Origin of the sequence: Dactylosporangium sp. NBC_01737 (genome assembly GCF_035963215.1) — a bacterium.
Lineage (GTDB): Bacteria > Actinomycetota > Actinomycetes > Mycobacteriales > Micromonosporaceae > Dactylosporangium.
Genome location: NZ_CP109153.1, coordinates 10,808,344 through 10,826,694 on the forward strand (window position 1 = coordinate 10,808,344; position 18,351 = coordinate 10,826,694).

The window sequence follows — 18,351 nt, forward strand, 5'->3', positions numbered from 1 at the left end:
CGAGGTGGGCGCACAGGTCACGGACCGCGTCCCCGGGCAGGTCGGCGCCGGGCCGGGCCGCGCGCCCGCTGCCGGAACAGCTCGACGGCCGCGTCCGGGTGCAGCTCCGGCAGCGGGTACACCGACTCCGACGACAGCCCGAGCGGCGCGCGGCTGGTGGTCAGCACCCGCACGTCCCGGGTCGCCGCCACCAGCGACCGGACCAGGTCGGCCACGCCCTGCACCACGTGCTCGCAGTTGTCCAGCACCAGCAGCGCCGGCCCGGCGCCGAGCGATGCCGCGACCTCCTGCGCGACGTCGGCGTCGGCGGCGACCCCGGCGAGCGCGACCAGGTGCACGAGCGGCTGGCGTGCCTGCCGGCTCACCGCGTACGCGAGGCGGGTCTTGCCCAGCCCGCCGGTGCCGACGACGGACGTGACCCGCGAGGTGGCCAGCAGCGCCGTCACCGCGGCGATGTCGTCGTCGCGGCCCAGCAGCGGGTTGGGCTCGTGCGGGACGCCAGCGGGCGCCTTGGCGCGCAACAACCGCTGGTGGGCGTCCTGCAGGGCGGGCCCGGGGTCGGTGCCCAGCTCCTCGCGCAACTGCCCGCGGTAGGCCCCGTACCTGGCCAGCGCCGCCGCCGGCCCGGCCGTGGCCGCCTCGGCGCGCAGCAGCTCCAGCAGGACGGCCTCGTCGCGGGGCCGTTGCCGGGCGAGGTCGGTGAGCGGCCCGACGGCCTCGGCGGGCCGGCCGAGCCGTGACAGCGCGAGGGCGCGGGCGGCGCGCAGCGACTGGCGGGTCTGCTGCAGCTCGGCGCGCAGCACGGACAGCGGGTCGGTGCCATCGGGGTCACCGGGCTCCGCCGACGCCCACAGCGCGAGGCCCTCCTCGGCCCGGTCCAGGGCGCCGCCGTGGTCCCCGGCACGGGCCAGTTCCTCGGCCGCGGCGGCGTGCAGCAGCGCCGCGGCGGTGTCCAGCTGCGGCGCCGGTACGACCAACCGGTACCCGCCCGCGGTGCGCACGATGATGTCGGCGCCCGCCTGCGCACGGGCCCGCGAGACGATGACCTGCAGCGCCTTCGCCGGATGCTCCGGCCGCTCGTCGGGCCACAGGCCGTCCACCAGCCGGGCGGTGCCGCAGCCGGTGCGCAGGTCGCCCGCGAGCAGCGCGAGCAGGCCGCACTGCCGGGGCCCGACGATCTCCCGCCCCCGGTAGGACACCCGCCCCAGCAGGATCAGCTCGACGGCCACGGTCCCAAGGTTAGTCAGCGGCCTCGATCGGGAAGTGGATGGGGCTGAGCAGGTACTGCGTCCGCTGCGGCGTCGCGGTGTTCGCCAGCCGGGGCACGATGGCCCGGCGCAGCTCGCCGATCAGCTCCAGCAGCTCGTCGCGGCTGAGCCACAGCGCGTGCTGCCGGTAGCCGACCAGGTCCGCGGCCGGGTCGGCGTGGTCGCGGCCGAGGTAGGCGTCGAACTCGGCGAGCAGGGCGGCCATGGCGATGCCGAAGCTGCGCCGGTAGTCGTCCAGGGTGAGCGACTCCAGCATGCCCGCGTCGATGACGGCCCGGTCCTCGCGCAGCCGGTAGTGGCGCTCGACGGCGCCGCGGACCCGGCGCTCGCCGGCGACCTCGAGGACGCCGCCGTCGCACAGCAGGTCGACGTGCCGGTACACGGTGGCCTTGGAGACGTCGGGGAGCCGGTCGCACAGCTGCGACGTGGTGAGCGTGCGGCCGCCGCGCAGGGCGTGCACGACGCGCAGCCTGGCGGGGTGCGCCAGCAGTTCCAGCGGGTCCATCCCACCATTCTTACATGTGCTACCGTTCGCAAGCATGAGAAAGGTGGACGTGGTCGAGCTGCTGCGGGCCGGCCGTTTCGAGGCGCTGGAGGCCCTGTTCGCGCCGCCGCTGCGGGCAGTGGTCTCCGCCGAGACCGTCCGGGTGGCGTGGCAGGTGGAGATCGATCGGCGGGGCGAGGTCCGCGGTGTCGGCACACCGGTGACCGAGGCCATGCCGGCGGGCCTGGTCCGGGTCAGCGTGCCGGTGACCTGCGAGCGCGGCGGCCTCGTCGTCGTCACGTCGGTCGACGATGCCGGCCTGCTGCACGGGCTGCGGCTCGCGCCGGGGACCACCGCCGCGTGGACGCCGCCCCGCTACGCCAGGCCACGCCGGTTCGCCGAGCACGACGTCACCGTAGGCGCCGGACCCTTGGCGGTCGGCGGGACCGCCAGCGTGCCACGCGGACGTGGCCGGCATCCCGGTGTCGTGCTGCTCGGTGGCGGAGGGCCGTTCGACCGCGACGCCACCACCGGGGCGAACAAGCCACTGAAGGATCTGGCCTGGGGGCTGGCCAGCAGCGGCGTGGCGGTCCTGCGGTTCGACAAGGTCACCCACACCCACCCGCGGGTGATGGCGCCCGGCTTCACCATGCGCGACGAGTACGTGCCGCACGCCGTCGCCGCCGTGGACCTCCTGCGGCGGGAGCCGGGCGTGGACGCCGGCCGGGTCTTCGTCCTCGGGCACAGTATGGGCGGCAAGGTGGCCCCGCGGGTGGCCGCGGCGCAGCCCGCCGTCGCCGGTCTGGTCCTGCTCGCCGGGGAGGCGCAGCCGTTGCAGCGCTCGGCCGTGCGCGTCGTGCGGCACCTCGCCGCCCTGCGCCCCGGCCCGGAGTCCGACGCGGCCGTCGAGGCGGTCACCCGGCAGGCCGCACTGGTCGAGGGCCCCGGCCTGACCCCGGCCACGCCCGCCGCCGACCTGCCGCTGAGCCTGCCCGCCTCGTACTGGCTGGATCAGCGCGACTACGACCCAGTGGCGGCCGCGGCGTCCCTGGAGGTGCCGATGCTGCTCGTCCAGGGCGGCCGCGACTACCAGGTGACCGTCGCCGACGACCTCGCCCGGTGGCGGTCGGGGCTGGCGCACCGCCCCGGCGTCACCTTCCACGTCCACGAGGCCGGCAACCATCTGTTCTTCCCCGGCAGCGGCCCGTCGACGCCGGCCGAGTACGAGGCGCCGCAGCACCTCGACCCGGCCGTCGTCGACCTCGTCGCCGGCTGGCTCAGGTCAGCAGCTCCAGCGGGCCGCGCAGGAAGTACACGATGAACAGCACCGCGACGCCGTAGAGCAGCGGGTGCACCTCGCGGGGCTTGCCCGCCGCCACCTTGATCACCACGTAGGACACGACGCCGGCGCCGATGCCGTTGGAGATCGAGTACGTGAACGGCATGAGCACGATCGCGAGGAACGCCGGCAGCGCGATCTCGTAGTCGGACCAGTCGATGGTGCGCACGGCGGTCATCATCAGGAAGCCGACGACCACCAGCGCGACCGACGCCGCCTCGAACGGCACCACCGTCACCAGCGGCGCGAAGAACATCGCCACCAGGAACAGCGCGCCGGTCACCAGGCTGGCCACGCCGGTGCGCGCGCCTTCGGCGACACCCGAGGCGCTCTCGATGTAGCTGGTGTTGCTCGACGTGCTGGCCGCACCGCCGGCCGCCGCGGCGATCGAGTCGACCAGCAGGATCTCCCGGGTCCGCGGCGGCATGCCCTCCGCGTCGAGCAGGTCACCCTCCTGGGCGACCGCGACCATCGTGCCCATCGTGTCGAAGAAGTCGGTGATGAGCAGGGTGAACACGAACATGATCACGATCAGAACCCCGGCGGTCTGCCACGAGTGCAGCACGTTGAAGTGACCGAGAAGGGACAGGTCCGGCTTGTCGATGACCTTGTCCGGCAGGACGGGGACGTTGAGGCTCCAGCCCTTCGGGTTCGGCTTGCCGTCCACGAATGACGGGCCCGCCTCCGCGATCGCCTCGATGATGATCGCGAGCACCGTGGAGACGAGGATGCCGATGAGGATCGCGCCGCGGACCTTGCGCACCACCAGCACGATGGTGAGCAGCAGGCCGACGCCGAACGCCAGCGCCGGCCAGCTGATCAGCTTGCCGCCGATGCCGAGCCCGACCGGGACGGTGGTGTTGGCCGCGTCGGGCACGCGTCGCACGAAGCCCGCGTCGACGAAGCCGATGAGCGCCAGGAACAGCCCGATGCCGACCCCGATGGCGGTCTTGAGCTGCGTGGGTACGGCGCGGAACACGGCCGTGCGCAGGCCGGTGAGCACGAGGACGGCGATGAGCACCCCCTCGATGACGACGAGGCCCATGGCGTCGGCCCAGGTCATCTGCGGTGCGATCTCGAACGCGACGAGCGCGTTGACGCCGAGCCCGGCGGCGAGCGCGAGCGGGAAGCGGGCGACGACCCCCATGAGGATGGTCATCACCCCCGCGACGAGGGCGGTCGCGGAGGCGACCGCGGCGATCGCGAGTTTGCCGCCGGTGCTGTCCACGCCACTGCTGAGGATGAGCGGGTTGAGCACCACGATGTAGGCCATCGTGAAGAACGTGGCGAGCCCGCCGCGGATCTCCCGGCTCAGCGTCGAGCCGCGGGCACTGATGTCGAAGAACCGGTCGAAGCCGTTGCGCGGCGCGCTGCGGGTCGCGGTGGAATCCGCAGCGGCGGACGGTTCAGCCATGAAGCCTCCCAGGCAGTCGGGTACCCCTGACGCGCGTGATCCCACCTGCGCGGCGGGAATCAATGGCACGCAGGTTTCGTGCGTGCAACGGCGGTCAGTGGGCAGCGTGGGCACCTCCCTGAACCGCGCGGCCGTCGTCCTGCCACCGATCGCCCTGGGCGTCCTGGTCGCCGTGTGGGGCCGGGACCTGCCGATCCCCGTCGAGGTCGTGGTCGTGGCCCTGCTCGCCGGGTCGGTGCTCGCCGCCGTCCACCACGCCGAGGTCGTCGCCCACCGGGTCGGCGAGCCGTTCGGCTCGCTCATCCTCGCCGTCGCCGTCACCGTCATCGAGGTCGGGCTGATCATCACCCTCATGGTGTCCGGCGGCTCCGGCACCGCGACCCTCGCGCGGGACACCGTCTTCGCCGCCGTCATGATCACGTGCAACGGCATCGCGGGGTTGTCGCTGCTGGTGACCGCGCTGCGCAGCCACGTCGCGGTGTTCAACGCCGAAGGCACCGGCGCCGCCCTGGCCGCCGTCATCACCCTCGCCACGATGAGCATGGTCCTGCCGACCTTCACCACCAGCGCGCCCGCGCCGGAGTTCACCGGGCCGCAGCTGGCGTTCGCGGCGACCGCGTCACTGACGCTGTACGCGCTGTTCGTGGTGGTCCAGAACGTGCGGCACCGCGAGTACTTCCTGCCCGTCACCGGCCCCGCCGAGGAGCACGCGAAGTTCCCGTCGCTGCGGCAGGCCCTGGCGAGCCTCGTCCTGCTGATCGTGGCGCTGGTCGCGGTCGTCGGCCTGGCCAAGGTCGAGTCCGGCACGATCGAGGCCGGCGTCGCCAAGTTCGGGCTGCCGCACTCCTTCGTCGGTGTCGTCATCGCCGTACTGATCCTGCTGCCGGAGACCCTCGCGGCCATCCGCAACGCCCGCCGCGACCAGGTCCAGATCAGCCTCAACCTCGCCCTCGGGTCCGCCATCGCCAGCATCGGGCTGACCATCCCCGCGATCGCGGTCGCCTCGATCTGGCTGAACGGGCCGCTGATCCTCGGCCTCGGCGCCACCCAGATCGTGCTGCTCGCCCTCACCGCCGGTGTGGGCATCCTGACCGTCATGCCCGGCCGGGCCACGCTGCTGCAGGCCGCCGTACACCTGTCCGTCTGCGCCGCGTTCCTGTTCCTGGCCGCCAGCCCATAGACCTCCCGGCCGCCGGCCCATCGACCGGCGCCGACGTCCTGGTGGGCCGCCCGGCGGCGTCAGGAAGGGGCCGGTGCTCGGGTGGCTGGCCCGGCCCGACTACCCTGTTTGTCTGAACCTGCCGGCGACCCGAGGATGGTCTTCCGTAATGATCGAGCCAGTGCGGCTGCCGTCGCCGTGGTGTGACGAGCCCCTGACCGTGGTCGTCCCGACCTACAACGAGGCAGGCAACCTGCCACGGCTGGTCGAGCGGCTGTTCGCCCTGCCACTGCCGGGGCTGAGCATCCTCATCGCCGACGACAACTCCCCCGACGGCACCGGGGAGGTCGCCGAGAAGCTGGCCGCCGAGCACCCCGGTCGCATCCGGGTGGTGCACCGGCCCGGCAAGGAGGGCCTCGGCCGGGCCTATGTCGACGGCATCGGCAAGGCCCTCGAGGACGGCGCCACGTACGTGGCGCAGATGGACGCCGACCTGTCGCACCCGCCGGAGGCGCTGCCCGGCATGCTCGGCGCGCTGCTGTCCACCCACGCCGGCGTGGTGATCGGGTCACGCTACGTGCCCGGTGGCCAGTTGGACGACGCCTGGCCGCTGTACCGGCGGATGCTGAGCGGCTGGGCCAACCTGTACGTGCACACCCTGCTGCAGGTGCGCATCCGGGACCTGACGGCCGGCTTCAAGATCTGGCGCGCGGACGCGTTGCAGGCGATCGGCCTGGACCGGGTCCAGTCCAACGGCTACAGCTTCCAGGTGGAGATGCACTTCCTGGCGACCAAGCTGGGACAGACCATCATCGAGGTGCCGATCCGCTTCGAGGAGCGCACCGACGGTGTGTCGAAGATGACCACGGGCACGAAGGTCGAGAGCGCGATGATGCCGTTCCTGCTCCGCCTGCGCCACCGCAAGATCGCCCGTACCCGCGCTCAGCTGGGCAGGTCCGCCGGCTGAGCGCGACCGCGCTCAGCCGGACAGCACGGCGGTGGCGCCGCTGGTCCTGAACCAGGTGGTGAGGTCCTCCGGGGGCATCGGGCGGGCGTAGTGGTAGCCCTGGGCGATGTCGCAGCCGAGCTCCTGCAGCGCGGTGACGTGGGCGGCGCCCTCCACGCCCTCGGCGACGACCGTCATGCCGAGGTTGTGGCCGAGCTCGATCGCGCCGCGGACCAGCACGGCGTCCTCCGGGTCATCGTCCATGTGCATGACGAACGTACGGTCGACCTTGAGCTCGTCGACGGGCAGGCTCTTGAGGTACGCCATCGACGAGTACCCAGTGCCGTAGTCGTCGATGGACAGCCGCACGCCGAGGCGGTGCAGCGCGGTGAGCGTCTCGGTGGCCAGGGCCGGGTTGGCCATGACGGCCGTCTCGGTCACCTCCAGCCGCAGCAGGTCGGCGGGCAGTTCGTGCTCGTGCAGCAGCCGCGTCACGTGACCCACCAGGTCGGGGTCCAGCAGGCAGCGCGGCGACAGGTTGACCGCGATCGGCACGACCAGCCCGTCGTCGAGCCAGGCCCGCGCCTGCGCGACCGCCAGGCGCAGCACGTAGAGGGTGAGCCGGGTGATGAGGCCGGTGGTCTCCGCGACCGGGATGAACTCCGCCGGCGGGATCGGCCCACGGGTCGGGTGCGACCAGCGCACGAGGGCCTCGGCGCCGGACAGCCGCCCGTCGTCGAGGCGGATCTTCGGCTGGTAGTGCAGGGTGAGCTGGTCCGTGACGTCCAGCGCGCGGCGCAGGTCGCCGAGCAGCAGCAGACGGTTGCCGTCCTCGGTGTGCATGTTCGGCCGGTACAGCGTCGCGCCGGTCTTGCTGTCCTTCGCCGTGTACATCGCGATGTCGGCGCAGCGCAGCAGCGCGTCGGTGTCCGTGGCGTGCTCCGGCGCGACCGCGATGCCGATGCTCACCTCGACGTCGACCGCGACGTCGTCCAGGGCGAAGCTGCGGTGCAGCTCGCTCTGCAGGCGCGCGGCCAGGCCGGCGGCGTCGGCGGCGGACGCGCCGGGCAGCAGCACCGCGAACTCGTCGCCGGACAGCCGCGCAATGACGTCGCCGGCCCGCAGCGCGCCGGTGGTCCGGGCCGCGACCTGCCGCAGCAGCTCGTCGCCGTACTGGTGGCCGAGGGTGTCGTTGACCTCCTTGAACCGGTCGAGGTCCAGCAGGAGCACGGCCAGGCCGCGGCCGTCAGGCCCGGCCTCGCGCAGGGCGTCCGTGGTGTGCTCGGTGAACAGGGTGCGGTTCGGCAGGCCGGTGAGCCCGTCGTGCGACGCGTGATACTCGTGCTCGGCAGCGTGGCGCAGCAGCCGGCGCTGGTAGCCGCCCGCCACGAAGGCGAACACGACCAGCAGCGCGAGCCCGACCCCGAACGTCGCGGTGGTGGCGGTGAAAACAACGCCCTCGATGCGGTGCAGGTCGCGCATCGCCTCCGCCGCCTCCTGCGCGCTGACCGTCGCGGCGCCGTGCACGAGGCCGCCGATCCGCTCGGCGGCCGGGTCGACGACCTCGTCGTCGATGTCGGCGGCGGACGCCGTGTCGCCCCGGTCGACGGCGGCGAACAGCCGGTCCATCGCGCCCAGGTAGATCACCTGCAGCTCCCGCACCTCGGCGGCGACGTCCCGGTCGGCGGCGGTGCCGCGCGCCTCGACGTCGCGCAGTGCCACCTCCAGCGCGCCGGACGCGCCGCGGTGCAGCGCGAGGGCCTGCTCGCCCGGTTCCAGCCGGTACCGCTGCTCGGCGACCTCTTCCAGGGCCACGGCGTCGTCGGCCAGCTCGTACGCCTCGGCGAGCGTCGTGGCGGCGATCGCGGTGTTCGCCGACGCGCGGGTCCGGGTCGTGCCCACGACGCTGACGCCGGTCAGGCCGAGCAGGACGGCGGCGAGTCCGAGCACGGCACCGGTCCGGAGCACTCGGGAAGGTCGCAGCGCCACAGGTCCTCCTGTCCCACCGTTGGGCGGCTCCGCCAGCCGAAGCGCCGATCCTGCCATCGGCCCGCCGTGGCGACATCTGACCCCTCCGCCCGGGAGCAATCCGGTTGCGGTGCTGCCCGGCCGTCACCCCCGACCGCCTTGCGCATCGACTGGCGTACACGTCGCGGCCACCTGCCGGGCCTACCGTCCGGCCTCATGGCAAATGTCGACCGGCGCACCTTCCTCCAGCTGGCGGCCGCGGCCGCCGTTCCGCTGCCCTTCGAGCGGGCGTTGTCGATCCCGGCGCACAACCGCACCGGCTCGATCGAGGACGTCGAACACATCGTGATCCTCATGCAGGAGAACCGCTCCTTCGACCACTACTTCGGCACCATGCGCGGCGTGCGCGGCTTCGCCGACCCGCACCCGGTGACGCTGCCCAGCGGCCGGCCCGTGTGGCACCAGCCGGACGGCGACGGCGAGCTGCTGCCCTTCCGCCCGCCGGTGCGCGACCTCGGGCAGACAAGGCCGGCCGCAGCCCCGACGCCCTGCTGGCCGACTTCGCCGCCGACGTGCGCGCCGGCACGCTGCCCGCGGTGTCCTGGATCGTGGCGCCCGAGGCGTACACCGAGCACCCGAACTGGGAGCCCGGCTACGGCACCTGGTACACCTCGAAGGTCATCGACATCCTCGCCGCCAACCCGGTGGTCTGGAGCAAGATGGCGCTGTTCATCACCTACGACGAGGAGGGCGGCTTCTTCGACCACCTCGTCCCGCCGACGCCGCCGGCGACCCGCGCCCAGGGCCTGTCGACGGTGCCGGTCACCAACGAGATCTTCCCCGGCGACGCCGGGCACCCGGCCGGCCCGTACGGGCTGGGCATCCGCGTGCCGATGGTCATCGTGTCGCCGTGGACCCGCGGCGGCTACGTCAACTCGCAGCTGTTCGACCACACGTCGCTGATCCGCTTCCTCGAGGCGCGCTTCGCCCGGGGGCGCCGGGACCTGGTCGAGTCGAACATCACGCCGTGGCGCCGCGCGGTCGTCGGGGACCTGACCTCCGCGTTCGACTTCAAGACCCCCAACGCCTCGCGCCGCGTCGACCTGCCGGACACCGACAGCTTCAAGCCCGGGGACCTCACCCGGCAGCCGGACCAGGTCCCGGTCCCGCCCGCCGACCCGCGGCTGCCCAAGCAGGAGCGCGGGGTGCGCCCGGCCCGCGCGCTGCCCTACACCCTGCACGCCGACGGCCACGCGACCGGCGACGCGTTCGGCTTCGAGTTCCGCAACGAGGGCGCCGCGACCGGCTACTTCCACGTCCGGTCCGCCGACCCCGCGCACGAGCCGCGCGGCTACACCGTCGAGCCGGGCCGCCGGCTCACCGACGAGTGGCCGCTCACCGACGGCGCGCACGACCTGTCGGTCCACGGGCCGAACGGCTTCTTCCGCCGTCACAAGGGCGCGGCCGCCGGCATCCAGCGGCAGCTGACGATCCGGGCGGGCTACGACGAGCGGCGGCACGAGGTCGCGCTCCAGCTCGCCAACCGGGGCCCGTCGCGGATCGAGCTGGCCGTCGCCGACCGCTACGGCAACCGGCGCACGAAGGTCGTCCTGCGGGCGGGCGAGACGAAGTCCGTGGAGTGCTCGACCGCGAAGAGCCGCGGCTGGTACGAGCTGAGCGTCACCGCCGCCTCGGACGCGGGCTTCGGCGTCTGGTACGCCGGGCACGTCGAGGACGGCCGGGAATCCGTCAGCGACCCGTTGATGGGTGGCCTGATCTGACGCGTGCCGGTGGGGCCGCTGCGGCGGCCCCACCGGCATCTCAGATCGCCGAAACCAACCCCCAGGCACGGCTCGCGGTCGCCTCCGGCTACCTGCGCTGGGAACACGCCATCCGCGCCGGCCTCACCACCATGCACCACCGCGGAAACCTGACCGGCAACCCCGACGACCTGGCACTGGGGCTGCTCACCGCCCTGCAGGGTGGCCTGCTCATGACCCAGATCCACCGCGACGTGCGACCCCTTGAAGTCGCACTGGACACCGTCCTGGACCGGATCGCATCACTGACGACGTGATCAGGGAGGCGGTCGGCACCAGGACTGCGGTGCGTCCGGGGACGCGCTACTGCATCGACAGGTGGACGTGGTTGTAGTGATCGCCGGCGGGGGTGCCGTCGCCGCCGTAGGACTTCCAGCCGCTGCTGGGCTGCCAGATGCGTTTGTACCAGATGACGTACTTGACGCCGAGGTTCTTCGCGTTGGCGATGCACCAGGCGGCGAGGGCGTCGCCGTACTGCTGGTCGGCGCCGGTGGCGCGGGCGTTGACGAAGGTCTTGGCGTTGGAGGAGAAGTCGCAGGCCTTGCCCGCCGGGTGGTCACCGCCACCGCCGCTGCGATAGCAGGACGTGTAGTGGGTGTAGCCGGCCTTGCGGGCCTCGTTGTAGGCGTTGAGCATCCGCGGGCTGATGCAGCCGGTGGTGGTCGGGTCGTTCTCGGTGCAGCCCTGCTTGGCGTAGGAGCCGTCGCTGTTGCGGCCGACGGGGTTGGTGGTGACCTTGCCGCCGCTCGGGGCGCCGGTGGTCGCACCGCCGCCGCCCGCCTTCTTCAGCGCGTCCTCGGCGGCCTTCTTGTTCGTCTCCATGATCTTCAGCTGCGCCTGCTGGTTGGCGACGGCCGCGGCGATGTCGGCCTTCTGCTGCTCCAGCTTCTTGCGCGTCTCCGCCAGCTCGTGCAGCGCCTTGTCGTCGCGGGACAGCATGTACTGCACCGTGGTCATGCCGTGCATGATCGTGTCGGGGTCGTCGCTGGCGAAGAACACGTTGGCCAGGCTGACCCGCTTGCCGCGGTAGGCGGCGTTGGCCACGACCCCGGCAGACGCCTCGAGCTCGACGACGCGGGCCTGCGTCTCGGCGAGCTGGCCGCCGATCGCGGCCTCGTCGGCGACGGACTTGTCGAGGCGGCCCTTGGCGTCGTTGTATTCGGCGTTGGCCTTGTCGAGTGCCTGGCGGACGGTGAGATTCTGGCCGCCGTCCTCGCCGGGCTCGGCGGCCGCGGGGTCGGCGATCCCGACCACCCCCAGGAGCAGGGTGATCAGCAGCAGCAGGACCTGAGGCACGCGCCGGGTCGAAGTCAGCATCGCGGCCAGCATATCCAAGCCTTTGGCGAGTGCCAGTCGAGAGAAAACCGGCGAAATACCAGCAATCGCGCCATCTCGGGCCGCGTCCCGGCCTCGTTTCCCTGGACCCGCCGGGGTAACCTGCACGGGAACGACGGGGGCGGGCGTGGGGAGACCAATCGTGGGCTGGGGGCCGGTCGCACGAGTCGCGCGGCCCGGGCGCCCCGGACGGTTGCTGACCGTTCTCCTGCTGGCACTCGCAGTGAGCTGGCTGGCCGTCGGTGGCGCGGCGCGGACCGTCCACAACGTGACCGCGGGCCGCGGCGGCCCGAGCGCCACCATGCAGCATGCCGACACCGAGTGCGAGCCGGGCGGGCCGACCCGCTGTGACCACGGCGGCGACCACCGCGCCACCGGGCGGTTGCACCCGTCCGTCACCAGCCACGACCGCGGCGGCACCGGCTACCCGGCCGGCGACCCCTCCGCCGCGGTGGACCGGGACTCCTCCGCCGGGCGGCCACCGGACCGGCCGTCGCTGGCCGAGCTGCAGGTCTGGCGCCGCTGACCGCGCGGGTTCCGCCGAGCGTAAACGTTCGCGGTGCCACGCAGCGTCACATGATCGACCGACCCGTCCCGCCGGAGCGCCCGGCGACACCTCAGAGACCCGGATGGCAAACACCTCAATGACATACACACCACCCCCGCGCATCTCCCGCCGCCGCATGCTGGCGGCCGTGGGACTGACCGCCCCGGCGGCGCTGCTGCTGGCCGCCTGCACCAGCAAACCGGCCGGCAAGGACGGCGGCGCGGCGCAGGGCCAGCCGTCGGCGAGCTCGGCGCCCCCGGCGCTGCCGGTGCAGCTCGCGATCAGCGGCCCCGCCGACGGCGCGGCCAACGTGCCCACGGCCGTGGACGTCGCCTACACGGCCACCAACGCCGCCAGCGTCACCGTCAAGCTCGTCGACGCGAGCGGCACGGAGGTCACCGGCGCGGCCGGCGCCGACGGCAAGGCCTGGCAGCCGGCCGGGCAGTTGAAGTACGGCACCAAGTACACGGTGACCGTCACCGCCACGTCGACCGACGGCAAGCCGACCACGCAGACCACGTCGTTCACGACCATGGCGAAGCCCGGCAAGCTCGGCAAAGTCACCAGCATCATCAATGACAAGCAGACCGTCGGCGTCGGGATGCCGGTCATCATCACCTTCGGCGTCGACGTGGCGCAGGCCCAGCGCGCCGCCGTCCAGCAGCGCATCCAGGTGACCAGCGACCCGCCGCAGGAGGGCGCGTTCAACTGGTTCAACGGCAAGGAGCTGCACTTCCGCCCCAAGGAGTACTGGCAGCCGGGCACCAAACTCCAGGTCAACGCCCGCACCGGCGGGACGAACCTGGACGGCAAGTGGTGGGGCGAGCGCGACGTCGCCTTCAGCGCCACCGTCGGGCCGAAGTTCGTCATGGAGGTCGACAACGCGACCAAGCAGATGACCGTCACCCAGGACGGCCAGTTGCTGCGCACCATCCCGGTCAGCCTCGGCAAGCCGAAGAGCCCTTCGGCGAGCGGCAGCTTCATCGTCATGATCAAGAACGAGTGGGAGTGGTTCGACTCGTCCACCTTCGGCGTCCCGGCCGAGTCCAGCGGCGGTTACCGCACGAAGGTGTACTGGCCGCAGCGGCTCACCTGGGACGGCGAGTACATCCACTCGGCGCCGTGGTCCGAGGGTGACCAGGGCAAGCGCAACGTCTCCCACGGCTGCACCAACATCTCCGCCGCGCACGCGGAGTGGCTGTGGAAGCAGACCCGCATCGGCGACCCGGTCATCATCAAGGGCACCGAGGAGAAGGTGAAGTGGGGCAACGGCTGGACCGACTGGACGGCCAGCTGGGACGACTACGTCAAGGGCAGCGCGGTGCCGTACGTGCCGGCCACCACCAGCGCCTCACCGTCGGCGTCGGCCTCCCCGTCGCCGTCGGCGGGCTGACCCTCACCGCGAGCGTACGGAAGCGTCACCGGCGGCCGGTTCCCCGGCCGCCGGTGACGCCGCGCCGGCTGCGCCGTCCAGGCCACCGCCGCCCACAGCACACCGGCCAGCAGGTTGCCGCCGAGCTGCGACAGCATGATGCTGCTGAGCCAGATGACCGGCAGTGCCACGGCCAGCGGCCTGGGCAGGGACCTGGACCGCGCCGTCGTGACGGCCAGGACCACCGAGCCGGCGGCCCACAGCGCGTTGGCGGGCACCGCGAGGGCCGGGAACCATCCGTAGTCCTCGCCGTGGAGGTTGGACGCGGTCATCGCGAACGCCAGCAGCCCGGTGCCGGCGACCGAGGCGAACGCACCGGCACGGCCGGCCGCCGACCCGGCGCCGAGGGCGAGGTAGCCGGGCATCCACGCCAGCAGCGCCGCAGCGACGAGGCCGAGCAGGACGTGTTCGGCGCCGCTGACGAGCGCGGCGCGATCCCGGCCGGGCTCGACCTCGCCGCGTTCCGCATCGTGCAGGAGGCGCTGACCAACGCGCGCCGGCCAGCGTCCGGATCGGCTACGACGACACCGGCATCGACCTCGAGGTGTCCAACCGGGCGCCCGCCACGGCCGCCGCCGGCGCACCGGGCGGCAGCCGCCTGGTCGGCATGCGCGAACGCGCCCGCGTCCACGGCGGCACCGTGACGACCGGCGTGAGCGGCGGGGCGTTCACCGTCACGGTCCGGCTGCCCAGGAGCGTGCAGTGACCGCGCCGGCACCCATCCCGGGTCCTCATCGCCGACGACCACGCGCTGATCCGTTCCGGTCTCGCCGGCATGCTGGGCGTCCACGCGGACATCGACGTGATCGGGTCCGTCGAGGACGGCGCCGCCGCGATCCGGACCGCCGCGCAGTTGCGCCCCGACGTGGTGGTGATGGACATCCGCATGCCGAAGACCAACGGCATCGCGAAGACCCATGTCAGCCGGGTACTGATCAAACTCGGTCTCCGTGACCGGGTGCAGGCCGTCGTGTTCGCCTATCAGCACGGTCTGGTCGTGCCCGGCGAAGGCCCGTGACGGCGCGCACGCCGGTCACGCCGCGCTCAGCGGGCGATCTCGACGCCCTGCACGCCGTCCAGGAGGCGCAGGGTCTCCGCGATCGCCGGCAGGGACGTGTTGTTGTCGCCGCGGGCGGTCAGCACGATGGACTGGTCGTGGCCGGCGTAGTCGACGCGCAGCACGTGCCCGCTCGGCAGCGCCTCGAGGGCCTCCCGCTCGACCGCGTCGAGCGGGAAGTCGGGCGCGAGGGTCAGCGTGACCTGGATGCGGTGCCGGTCCGGCAGCCAGTTCGACTCCGCCACCTTGAACAGCCACAGGGCGGCGAGCGCCGCGACGGTGACGGTGCCGGCCGCCCAGAACAGCTCCAGCCCGGTGGCCAGGCCGATCGCCGCGGTGACCCACAGTGACGCGGCGGTCGTCAGGCCGCTGATGTTGACGCCCTCCTTGAAGATGGCGCCGGCGCCGAGGAAGCCGATGCCGGTGACGACCTGCGCCGCGATGCGCGTCGGGTCGCTGCCGACCTCCTTGCCGGCGATGGTGAACAGGGCCGCGCCGGCGGCGACGAGCATGTGCGTGCGCAGGCCGGCGGGCTGCGCACCCATCTCCCGCTCCAGTCCGACGATGGCACCGAGGAGGATGGCGAGCAGCAGCGTGGGAACGACGGTCCAGTCCATCGCACACTCATACCCGTTTGTTCAGTTCTGGCGCCAGACCCCCGCGTACCGGGTGCCGGCCGCCGTCTCGTAACGCTCATAGGTGATGAGCCGGAAGCCGTCGCGGGCGTAGGTGTCCCACCAGGTCGCGTACTGCGCGGAGGTGAGGTCGCGCCGCTCGCGCCAGTCGCGGCCGTTGGTGTTGTGCAGCCAGATGGCGGCGTACCGCTGGCCGGCGCTGCCACGCGTCGCCGAGTCGAGCATCAGCAGGCGGTAACCGTCGCCGGCGTAGTCGTCGAACGTGGCCGCGAACTCGGCGCCGGACTGGTCCAGGTGCAGCCGCCACGCCAGGCCGCCCGGGTTGTCGAGCCAGATCATCGCGTACCGCACGCCGGTGCCGTACGGGTACACGTCCACGTCGACCGGCAGGCGGGTACGCCGCTGCTCGTCGTAGTAGGCGACCGCCTGGTCGTAGGTGAGGTCGTGCTTCGCGACGGCGGTGAGACCTTCGAGGTCCTCGACCCACAGCGCGGCGTAGGCCCGCGCGCCGTCGCGCGTGAACGTCTCGACGTCGGCGAGGCGCCAGCGGGTGCCCCACTCGTCGTCGGGCCCGGACGCCAGTTCGCCCTCGGTGAGCGTGACGTCGACGACCCAGCGCCGGCCGTCGAGGTTGCGCTGGAACACCGCGCCGAACCGCGGGCCGGCGGCGGTGCCGTCCGCCTCCAGATCGATCATGATCATGTTCTGGGCGACCCGGGCGTCGACGCTGTCGTGGAACTGCGCCTCCGTCGCGTCACGCACCGAGCCCCACCCGACGGACACGGGGTCGAAGACCGCGGGCGCCAGGACGGGGTGCGCGTGCGCGGCGGGCGCGCCGGCCACGACGAGCGCGATGACGGCGACGGGCGCCACCCACCTCGCGAACACGTTCGGGTCCATACGATCCTCCGAGGATCCGTCGGGGACCGGGCCAGGGTGCCCCACAGTGTCAAGCGGCTCGCGTACCGTGGCGAAATGGATCTGCGCGAGGACGGCGAGCTGCTGCGGGACGACCTGATCCGGCTGCGGCGCGAGCTGCATCAGGAGCCCGAGATCGGCCTGCACCTGCCGGCGACGCAGGCACGGGTGCTGGACGCGCTGGACGGCCTGCCGCTGGAGGTCAGCACCGGCAAGCGGCTGTCGTCGGTGACCGCGGTGCTGCGCGGGGACCGGCCCGGGCCGGTGGTGCTGCTGCGCGGCGACATGGACGCGCTGCCGGTGACCGAGCTGACCGGGCTGCCGTTCGCGTCGCGGGTGGACGGCGTCATGCACGCCTGCGGCCACGACCTGCACACGGCCGGGCTGGTCGGCACCGCGCGGCTCCTCGCGGCCCGGCGCGGCGAGCTGGCCGGCGACGTGGTGTTCATGTTCCAGCCCGGCGAGGAGGGCTACGACGGAGCGGGGCTGATGCTCGACGAGGGCGTCCTGGACGCGGCGGGCCGCCCGGTCGACGTCGCCTACGCGCTGCACGTCCTGGCCACCGACTTCCCGCGCGGCGTGTTCGCGTGCAGGCCGGGGCCGATCATGTCGGCGGCCGCCGGGCTGTTCGTCCGGGTCGTCGGCGCGGGCGGGCACGGCTCGGCGCCGCACGACGCCCGCGACCCGATCCCCGCCGCGTGCGAGATGGTGACGGCGCTGCACGCAATGGTGGGGCGGCGCTTCAGCCCGTTCGACCCGGTCGTGCTCACCGTCGGCGCGTTCCACGCCGGCCAGCTGCGCACAATCATCCCCGACGAGGCGGTCTTCGAGGCGACGGTACGCACGTTCTCGGCCGAGGCGGCCCGCACGATGGCCCGCGAGACGGTGGCGCTGTGCGAGGGGATCGCCGCGGCGCACGGGCTGCGGGCGGAGGTGCGCTTCCAGGAGGAGTACCCGGCGACCGTCAACCACGCGGCCGGCCACGAGCACGTGGCGGCCACCGTCCGCGACGTGTTCGGTGCCGAACGGTTCCAGCCGATGGCGGTCCCGGACACCGGCTCCGAGGACTTCTCGCGGGTGCTGCAGCGCGTCCCCGGCGCCTACCTGTTCCTCGGCGCGGCGGCCGCGGACGATCACGTGGGCCTGCCGAACAACCACGCACCCCGGGCGGCGTTCGACGACGAGGTCCTGGTCGACGGCGCCGTCCTGCTCGCGGAGCTGGCGCTGCGGCAGCCCGCACCGGCCGGCGCCTGACACCGGGACCGGTCAGGCGTCGAGGGTGCGGGCGATGCCCTGCGCCGCCACCTGCAGGCCGGCGACGAGGCGTTGCCGGTCGCGGCGCAACTGGGCGACGACGATGCCGAGCGCAGCCACGACCTCGGTGCCGCCGCGCAGCACCGGCACCGCGACGGAGCTGGCGCCGAGCGTCATCTCGTCGGCGGTCGTCGCGTAGCCGTCGCGGCGGATCCGCTCCAGCTGCGCGGCGAGCACCGGCGGCCGCACGATCGTGTACGGCGTGACCCGGTGCAGCGACGCGAGGACCTCGGCCCGGACCTCCGGCGGCGCGTGCGCGAGCAGGACCTTGCCGACGCCGGTGCTGTGCAGCGGCAGCCGTCCCCCGGCGCGGCTGACGATCGGCACGGACTCGTTGCCGCGCAACCGTTCCAGGTACAGCACCTCCGTGCCCTCCCGGACGGCGAGGTGCACGGTCGCGCGGGTCGCGGCGAAGATGTCGTGCAGGAACGGCGAGGCCAGCTCCCGCAGCCCGGTCTGCACCGGGGCGAGCAGTCCCGTGCTCCAGATCCGCCGGCCGATGACGTACTGCCCCGAGTCGCGCCGGGCGAGCGCGCCCACGGCGACCAGCTCGGCGACCAGGCGGTGCGTCGTGGCGAGGGGCAGGGCGGCGCGACGGGCCAGGTCGGACAGCGTGAGGGCACGGTGCCGCTCGTCGAACGCGCCGAGGACGGCGAAGGCGCGGGAGACCACCGACGCGCCCGGGGTCGACACCCGACCGGCCATTTCGAGCCGT

The 18,351-nt window shown here is 73.1% G+C and carries 19 protein-coding genes; 10 read left to right on the forward strand and 9 right to left on the reverse strand.

The genetic code is table 11. The features are described 5' to 3' along the window. Positions 1-17: 17 nt before the first annotated feature. Positions 18-1,229: an AfsR/SARP family transcriptional regulator gene (locus OHA72_RS49760; protein ID WP_327003099.1), complete on the reverse strand. Its 1,212-nt coding sequence runs from the start codon at positions 1,227-1,229 to the stop codon at positions 18-20. Positions 1,230-1,239: 10 nt separating this feature from the next. Continuing rightward, complete coding sequence (locus tag OHA72_RS49765) at positions 1,240-1,773, reverse strand: helix-turn-helix domain-containing protein (protein WP_327003100.1); 534 nt, start codon at positions 1,771-1,773, stop codon at positions 1,240-1,242. 34 nt (positions 1,774-1,807) lie between these two features. Here OHA72_RS49765 and OHA72_RS49770 point away from each other — a divergent pair, with 34 nt between their 5' ends. Next, entirely contained in the window at positions 1,808-3,073 is a 1,266-nt protein-coding gene (locus OHA72_RS49770) for an alpha/beta hydrolase (RefSeq protein WP_327003101.1), read from the forward strand. Here the strand turns inward: OHA72_RS49770 and OHA72_RS49775 are convergent. Further along, positions 3,030-4,505 (reverse strand): NCS2 family permease, encoded by a 1,476-nt coding sequence (locus OHA72_RS49775; RefSeq protein ID WP_327003102.1) that lies wholly within the window; start codon positions 4,503-4,505, stop codon positions 3,030-3,032. The two genes, OHA72_RS49770 and OHA72_RS49775, sit on opposite strands and share 44 nt — an antisense overlap. A gap of 106 nt (positions 4,506-4,611) precedes the next feature. On the opposite strand from OHA72_RS49775, the gene OHA72_RS49780 reads away from it, so the two are divergent. After that, positions 4,612-5,685 (forward strand): calcium:cation antiporter, encoded by a 1,074-nt coding sequence (locus OHA72_RS49780; RefSeq protein ID WP_327003103.1) that lies wholly within the window; start codon positions 4,612-4,614, stop codon positions 5,683-5,685. Positions 5,686-5,833: 148 nt separating this feature from the next. Beyond that, positions 5,834-6,631, forward strand: coding sequence for a polyprenol monophosphomannose synthase (locus OHA72_RS49785; RefSeq protein ID WP_327003104.1), 798 nt, complete (start codon positions 5,834-5,836; stop codon positions 6,629-6,631). Between the two features lie 12 nt (positions 6,632-6,643). Here OHA72_RS49785 and OHA72_RS49790 read toward each other — a convergent pair whose 3' ends face one another. Continuing rightward, on the reverse strand, positions 6,644-8,599 hold the full coding sequence (locus OHA72_RS49790) for a putative bifunctional diguanylate cyclase/phosphodiesterase (protein ID WP_327003105.1): 1,956 nt from the start codon (positions 8,597-8,599) through the stop codon (positions 6,644-6,646). 551 nt (positions 8,600-9,150) lie between these two features. Here OHA72_RS49790 and OHA72_RS49795 point away from each other — a divergent pair. Continuing rightward, positions 9,151-10,359, forward strand: coding sequence for an alkaline phosphatase family protein (locus OHA72_RS49795; protein WP_327003106.1), 1,209 nt, complete (start codon positions 9,151-9,153; stop codon positions 10,357-10,359). A 131-nt stretch (positions 10,360-10,490) separates the two neighbouring features. Then, positions 10,491-10,655 (forward strand): hypothetical protein, encoded by a 165-nt coding sequence (locus OHA72_RS49800; RefSeq protein WP_327003107.1) that lies wholly within the window; start codon positions 10,491-10,493, stop codon positions 10,653-10,655. Between the two features lie 46 nt (positions 10,656-10,701). Here the strand turns inward: OHA72_RS49800 and OHA72_RS49805 are convergent, their stop codons facing one another. Beyond that, positions 10,702-11,715, reverse strand: a complete 1,014-nt coding sequence (locus tag OHA72_RS49805) for a coiled-coil domain-containing protein (RefSeq protein ID WP_327003108.1) — start codon at positions 11,713-11,715, stop codon at positions 10,702-10,704. A gap of 211 nt (positions 11,716-11,926) precedes the next feature. On the opposite strand from OHA72_RS49805, the gene OHA72_RS49810 reads away from it, so the two are divergent. Continuing rightward, on the forward strand, positions 11,927-12,259 hold the full coding sequence (locus tag OHA72_RS49810; RefSeq protein WP_327003109.1) for a hypothetical protein: 333 nt from the start codon (positions 11,927-11,929) through the stop codon (positions 12,257-12,259). Positions 12,260-12,428: 169 nt separating this feature from the next. After that, positions 12,429-13,673: a L,D-transpeptidase gene (locus OHA72_RS49815; RefSeq protein WP_327003110.1), complete on the forward strand. Its 1,245-nt coding sequence runs from the start codon at positions 12,429-12,431 to the stop codon at positions 13,671-13,673. On the opposite strand, the gene OHA72_RS49820 is transcribed toward OHA72_RS49815, so the two are convergent. Continuing rightward, complete coding sequence (locus tag OHA72_RS49820) at positions 13,583-14,077, reverse strand: hypothetical protein (protein ID WP_327003111.1); 495 nt, start codon at positions 14,075-14,077, stop codon at positions 13,583-13,585. The genes OHA72_RS49815 and OHA72_RS49820 overlap by 91 nt on opposite strands. Positions 14,078-14,256: 179 nt before the next feature. On the opposite strand from OHA72_RS49820, the gene OHA72_RS49825 reads away from it, so the two are divergent. Together OHA72_RS49825 and OHA72_RS49830 are read left to right on the forward strand one after the other, a co-directional pair. Beyond that, positions 14,257-14,418 carry an ATP-binding protein gene (locus tag OHA72_RS49825; protein ID WP_327003112.1) on the forward strand — a complete coding sequence of 54 codons (162 nt, stop codon included), beginning with the start codon at positions 14,257-14,259 and terminating at the stop codon, positions 14,416-14,418. 69 nt (positions 14,419-14,487) lie between these two features. After that, a complete protein-coding gene (locus OHA72_RS49830; protein WP_327003113.1) occupies positions 14,488-14,730 on the forward strand; it encodes a response regulator transcription factor in 243 nt (80 codons plus the stop codon). Between the two features lie 26 nt (positions 14,731-14,756). Here OHA72_RS49830 and OHA72_RS49835 read toward each other — a convergent pair whose 3' ends face one another. Both OHA72_RS49835 and OHA72_RS49840 read right to left on the reverse strand, forming a co-directional pair. After that, positions 14,757-15,386: an MgtC/SapB family protein gene (locus tag OHA72_RS49835; protein ID WP_327003114.1), complete on the reverse strand. Its 630-nt coding sequence runs from the start codon at positions 15,384-15,386 to the stop codon at positions 14,757-14,759. A 21-nt stretch (positions 15,387-15,407) separates the two neighbouring features. Then, positions 15,408-16,304 carry a hypothetical protein gene (locus OHA72_RS49840; protein ID WP_327003115.1) on the reverse strand — a complete coding sequence of 299 codons (897 nt, stop codon included), beginning with the start codon at positions 16,302-16,304 and terminating at the stop codon, positions 15,408-15,410. A 75-nt stretch (positions 16,305-16,379) separates the two neighbouring features. Between OHA72_RS49840 and OHA72_RS49845 the strand changes: the two genes are divergently transcribed. Beyond that, positions 16,380-17,576: a M20 metallopeptidase family protein gene (locus OHA72_RS49845; RefSeq protein WP_327003116.1), complete on the forward strand. Its 1,197-nt coding sequence runs from the start codon at positions 16,380-16,382 to the stop codon at positions 17,574-17,576. Between the two features lie 12 nt (positions 17,577-17,588). Here OHA72_RS49845 and OHA72_RS49850 read toward each other — a convergent pair whose 3' ends face one another. Further along, positions 17,589-18,341: an IclR family transcriptional regulator gene (locus OHA72_RS49850; RefSeq protein WP_327003117.1), complete on the reverse strand. Its 753-nt coding sequence runs from the start codon at positions 18,339-18,341 to the stop codon at positions 17,589-17,591. Positions 18,342-18,351 lie beyond the last annotated feature (10 nt).

What these genes read in the sequence shown, in the direction of transcription:
- OHA72_RS49820 (WP_327003111.1), bottom strand. Translation starts at nt 14,077, where the DNA reads ATGCCCGGCTACCTCGCCCTCGGCGCCGGGTCGGCGGCCGGCCGTGCC.
- OHA72_RS49830 (WP_327003113.1), top strand. Translation starts at nt 14,488, where the DNA reads ATGCTGGGCGTCCACGCGGACATCGACGTGATCGGGTCCGTCGAGGAC.
- OHA72_RS49845 (WP_327003116.1), top strand. Translation starts at nt 16,380, where the DNA reads ATGGATCTGCGCGAGGACGGCGAGCTGCTGCGGGACGACCTGATCCGG.
- OHA72_RS49840 (WP_327003115.1), bottom strand. Translation starts at nt 16,304, where the DNA reads ATGGACCCGAACGTGTTCGCGAGGTGGGTGGCGCCCGTCGCCGTCATC.
- OHA72_RS49800 (WP_327003107.1), top strand. Translation starts at nt 10,491, where the DNA reads ATGCACCACCGCGGAAACCTGACCGGCAACCCCGACGACCTGGCACTG.
- OHA72_RS49785 (WP_327003104.1), top strand. Translation starts at nt 5,834, where the DNA reads ATGATCGAGCCAGTGCGGCTGCCGTCGCCGTGGTGTGACGAGCCCCTG.
- OHA72_RS49850 (WP_327003117.1), bottom strand. Translation starts at nt 18,341, where the DNA reads ATGGCCGGTCGGGTGTCGACCCCGGGCGCGTCGGTGGTCTCCCGCGCC.
- OHA72_RS49770 (WP_327003101.1), top strand. Translation starts at nt 1,808, where the DNA reads ATGAGAAAGGTGGACGTGGTCGAGCTGCTGCGGGCCGGCCGTTTCGAG.
- OHA72_RS49835 (WP_327003114.1), bottom strand. Translation starts at nt 15,386, where the DNA reads ATGGACTGGACCGTCGTTCCCACGCTGCTGCTCGCCATCCTCCTCGGT.
- OHA72_RS49765 (WP_327003100.1), bottom strand. Translation starts at nt 1,773, where the DNA reads ATGGACCCGCTGGAACTGCTGGCGCACCCCGCCAGGCTGCGCGTCGTG.
- OHA72_RS49775 (WP_327003102.1), bottom strand. Translation starts at nt 4,505, where the DNA reads ATGGCTGAACCGTCCGCCGCTGCGGATTCCACCGCGACCCGCAGCGCG.
- OHA72_RS49805 (WP_327003108.1), bottom strand. Translation starts at nt 11,715, where the DNA reads ATGCTGACTTCGACCCGGCGCGTGCCTCAGGTCCTGCTGCTGCTGATC.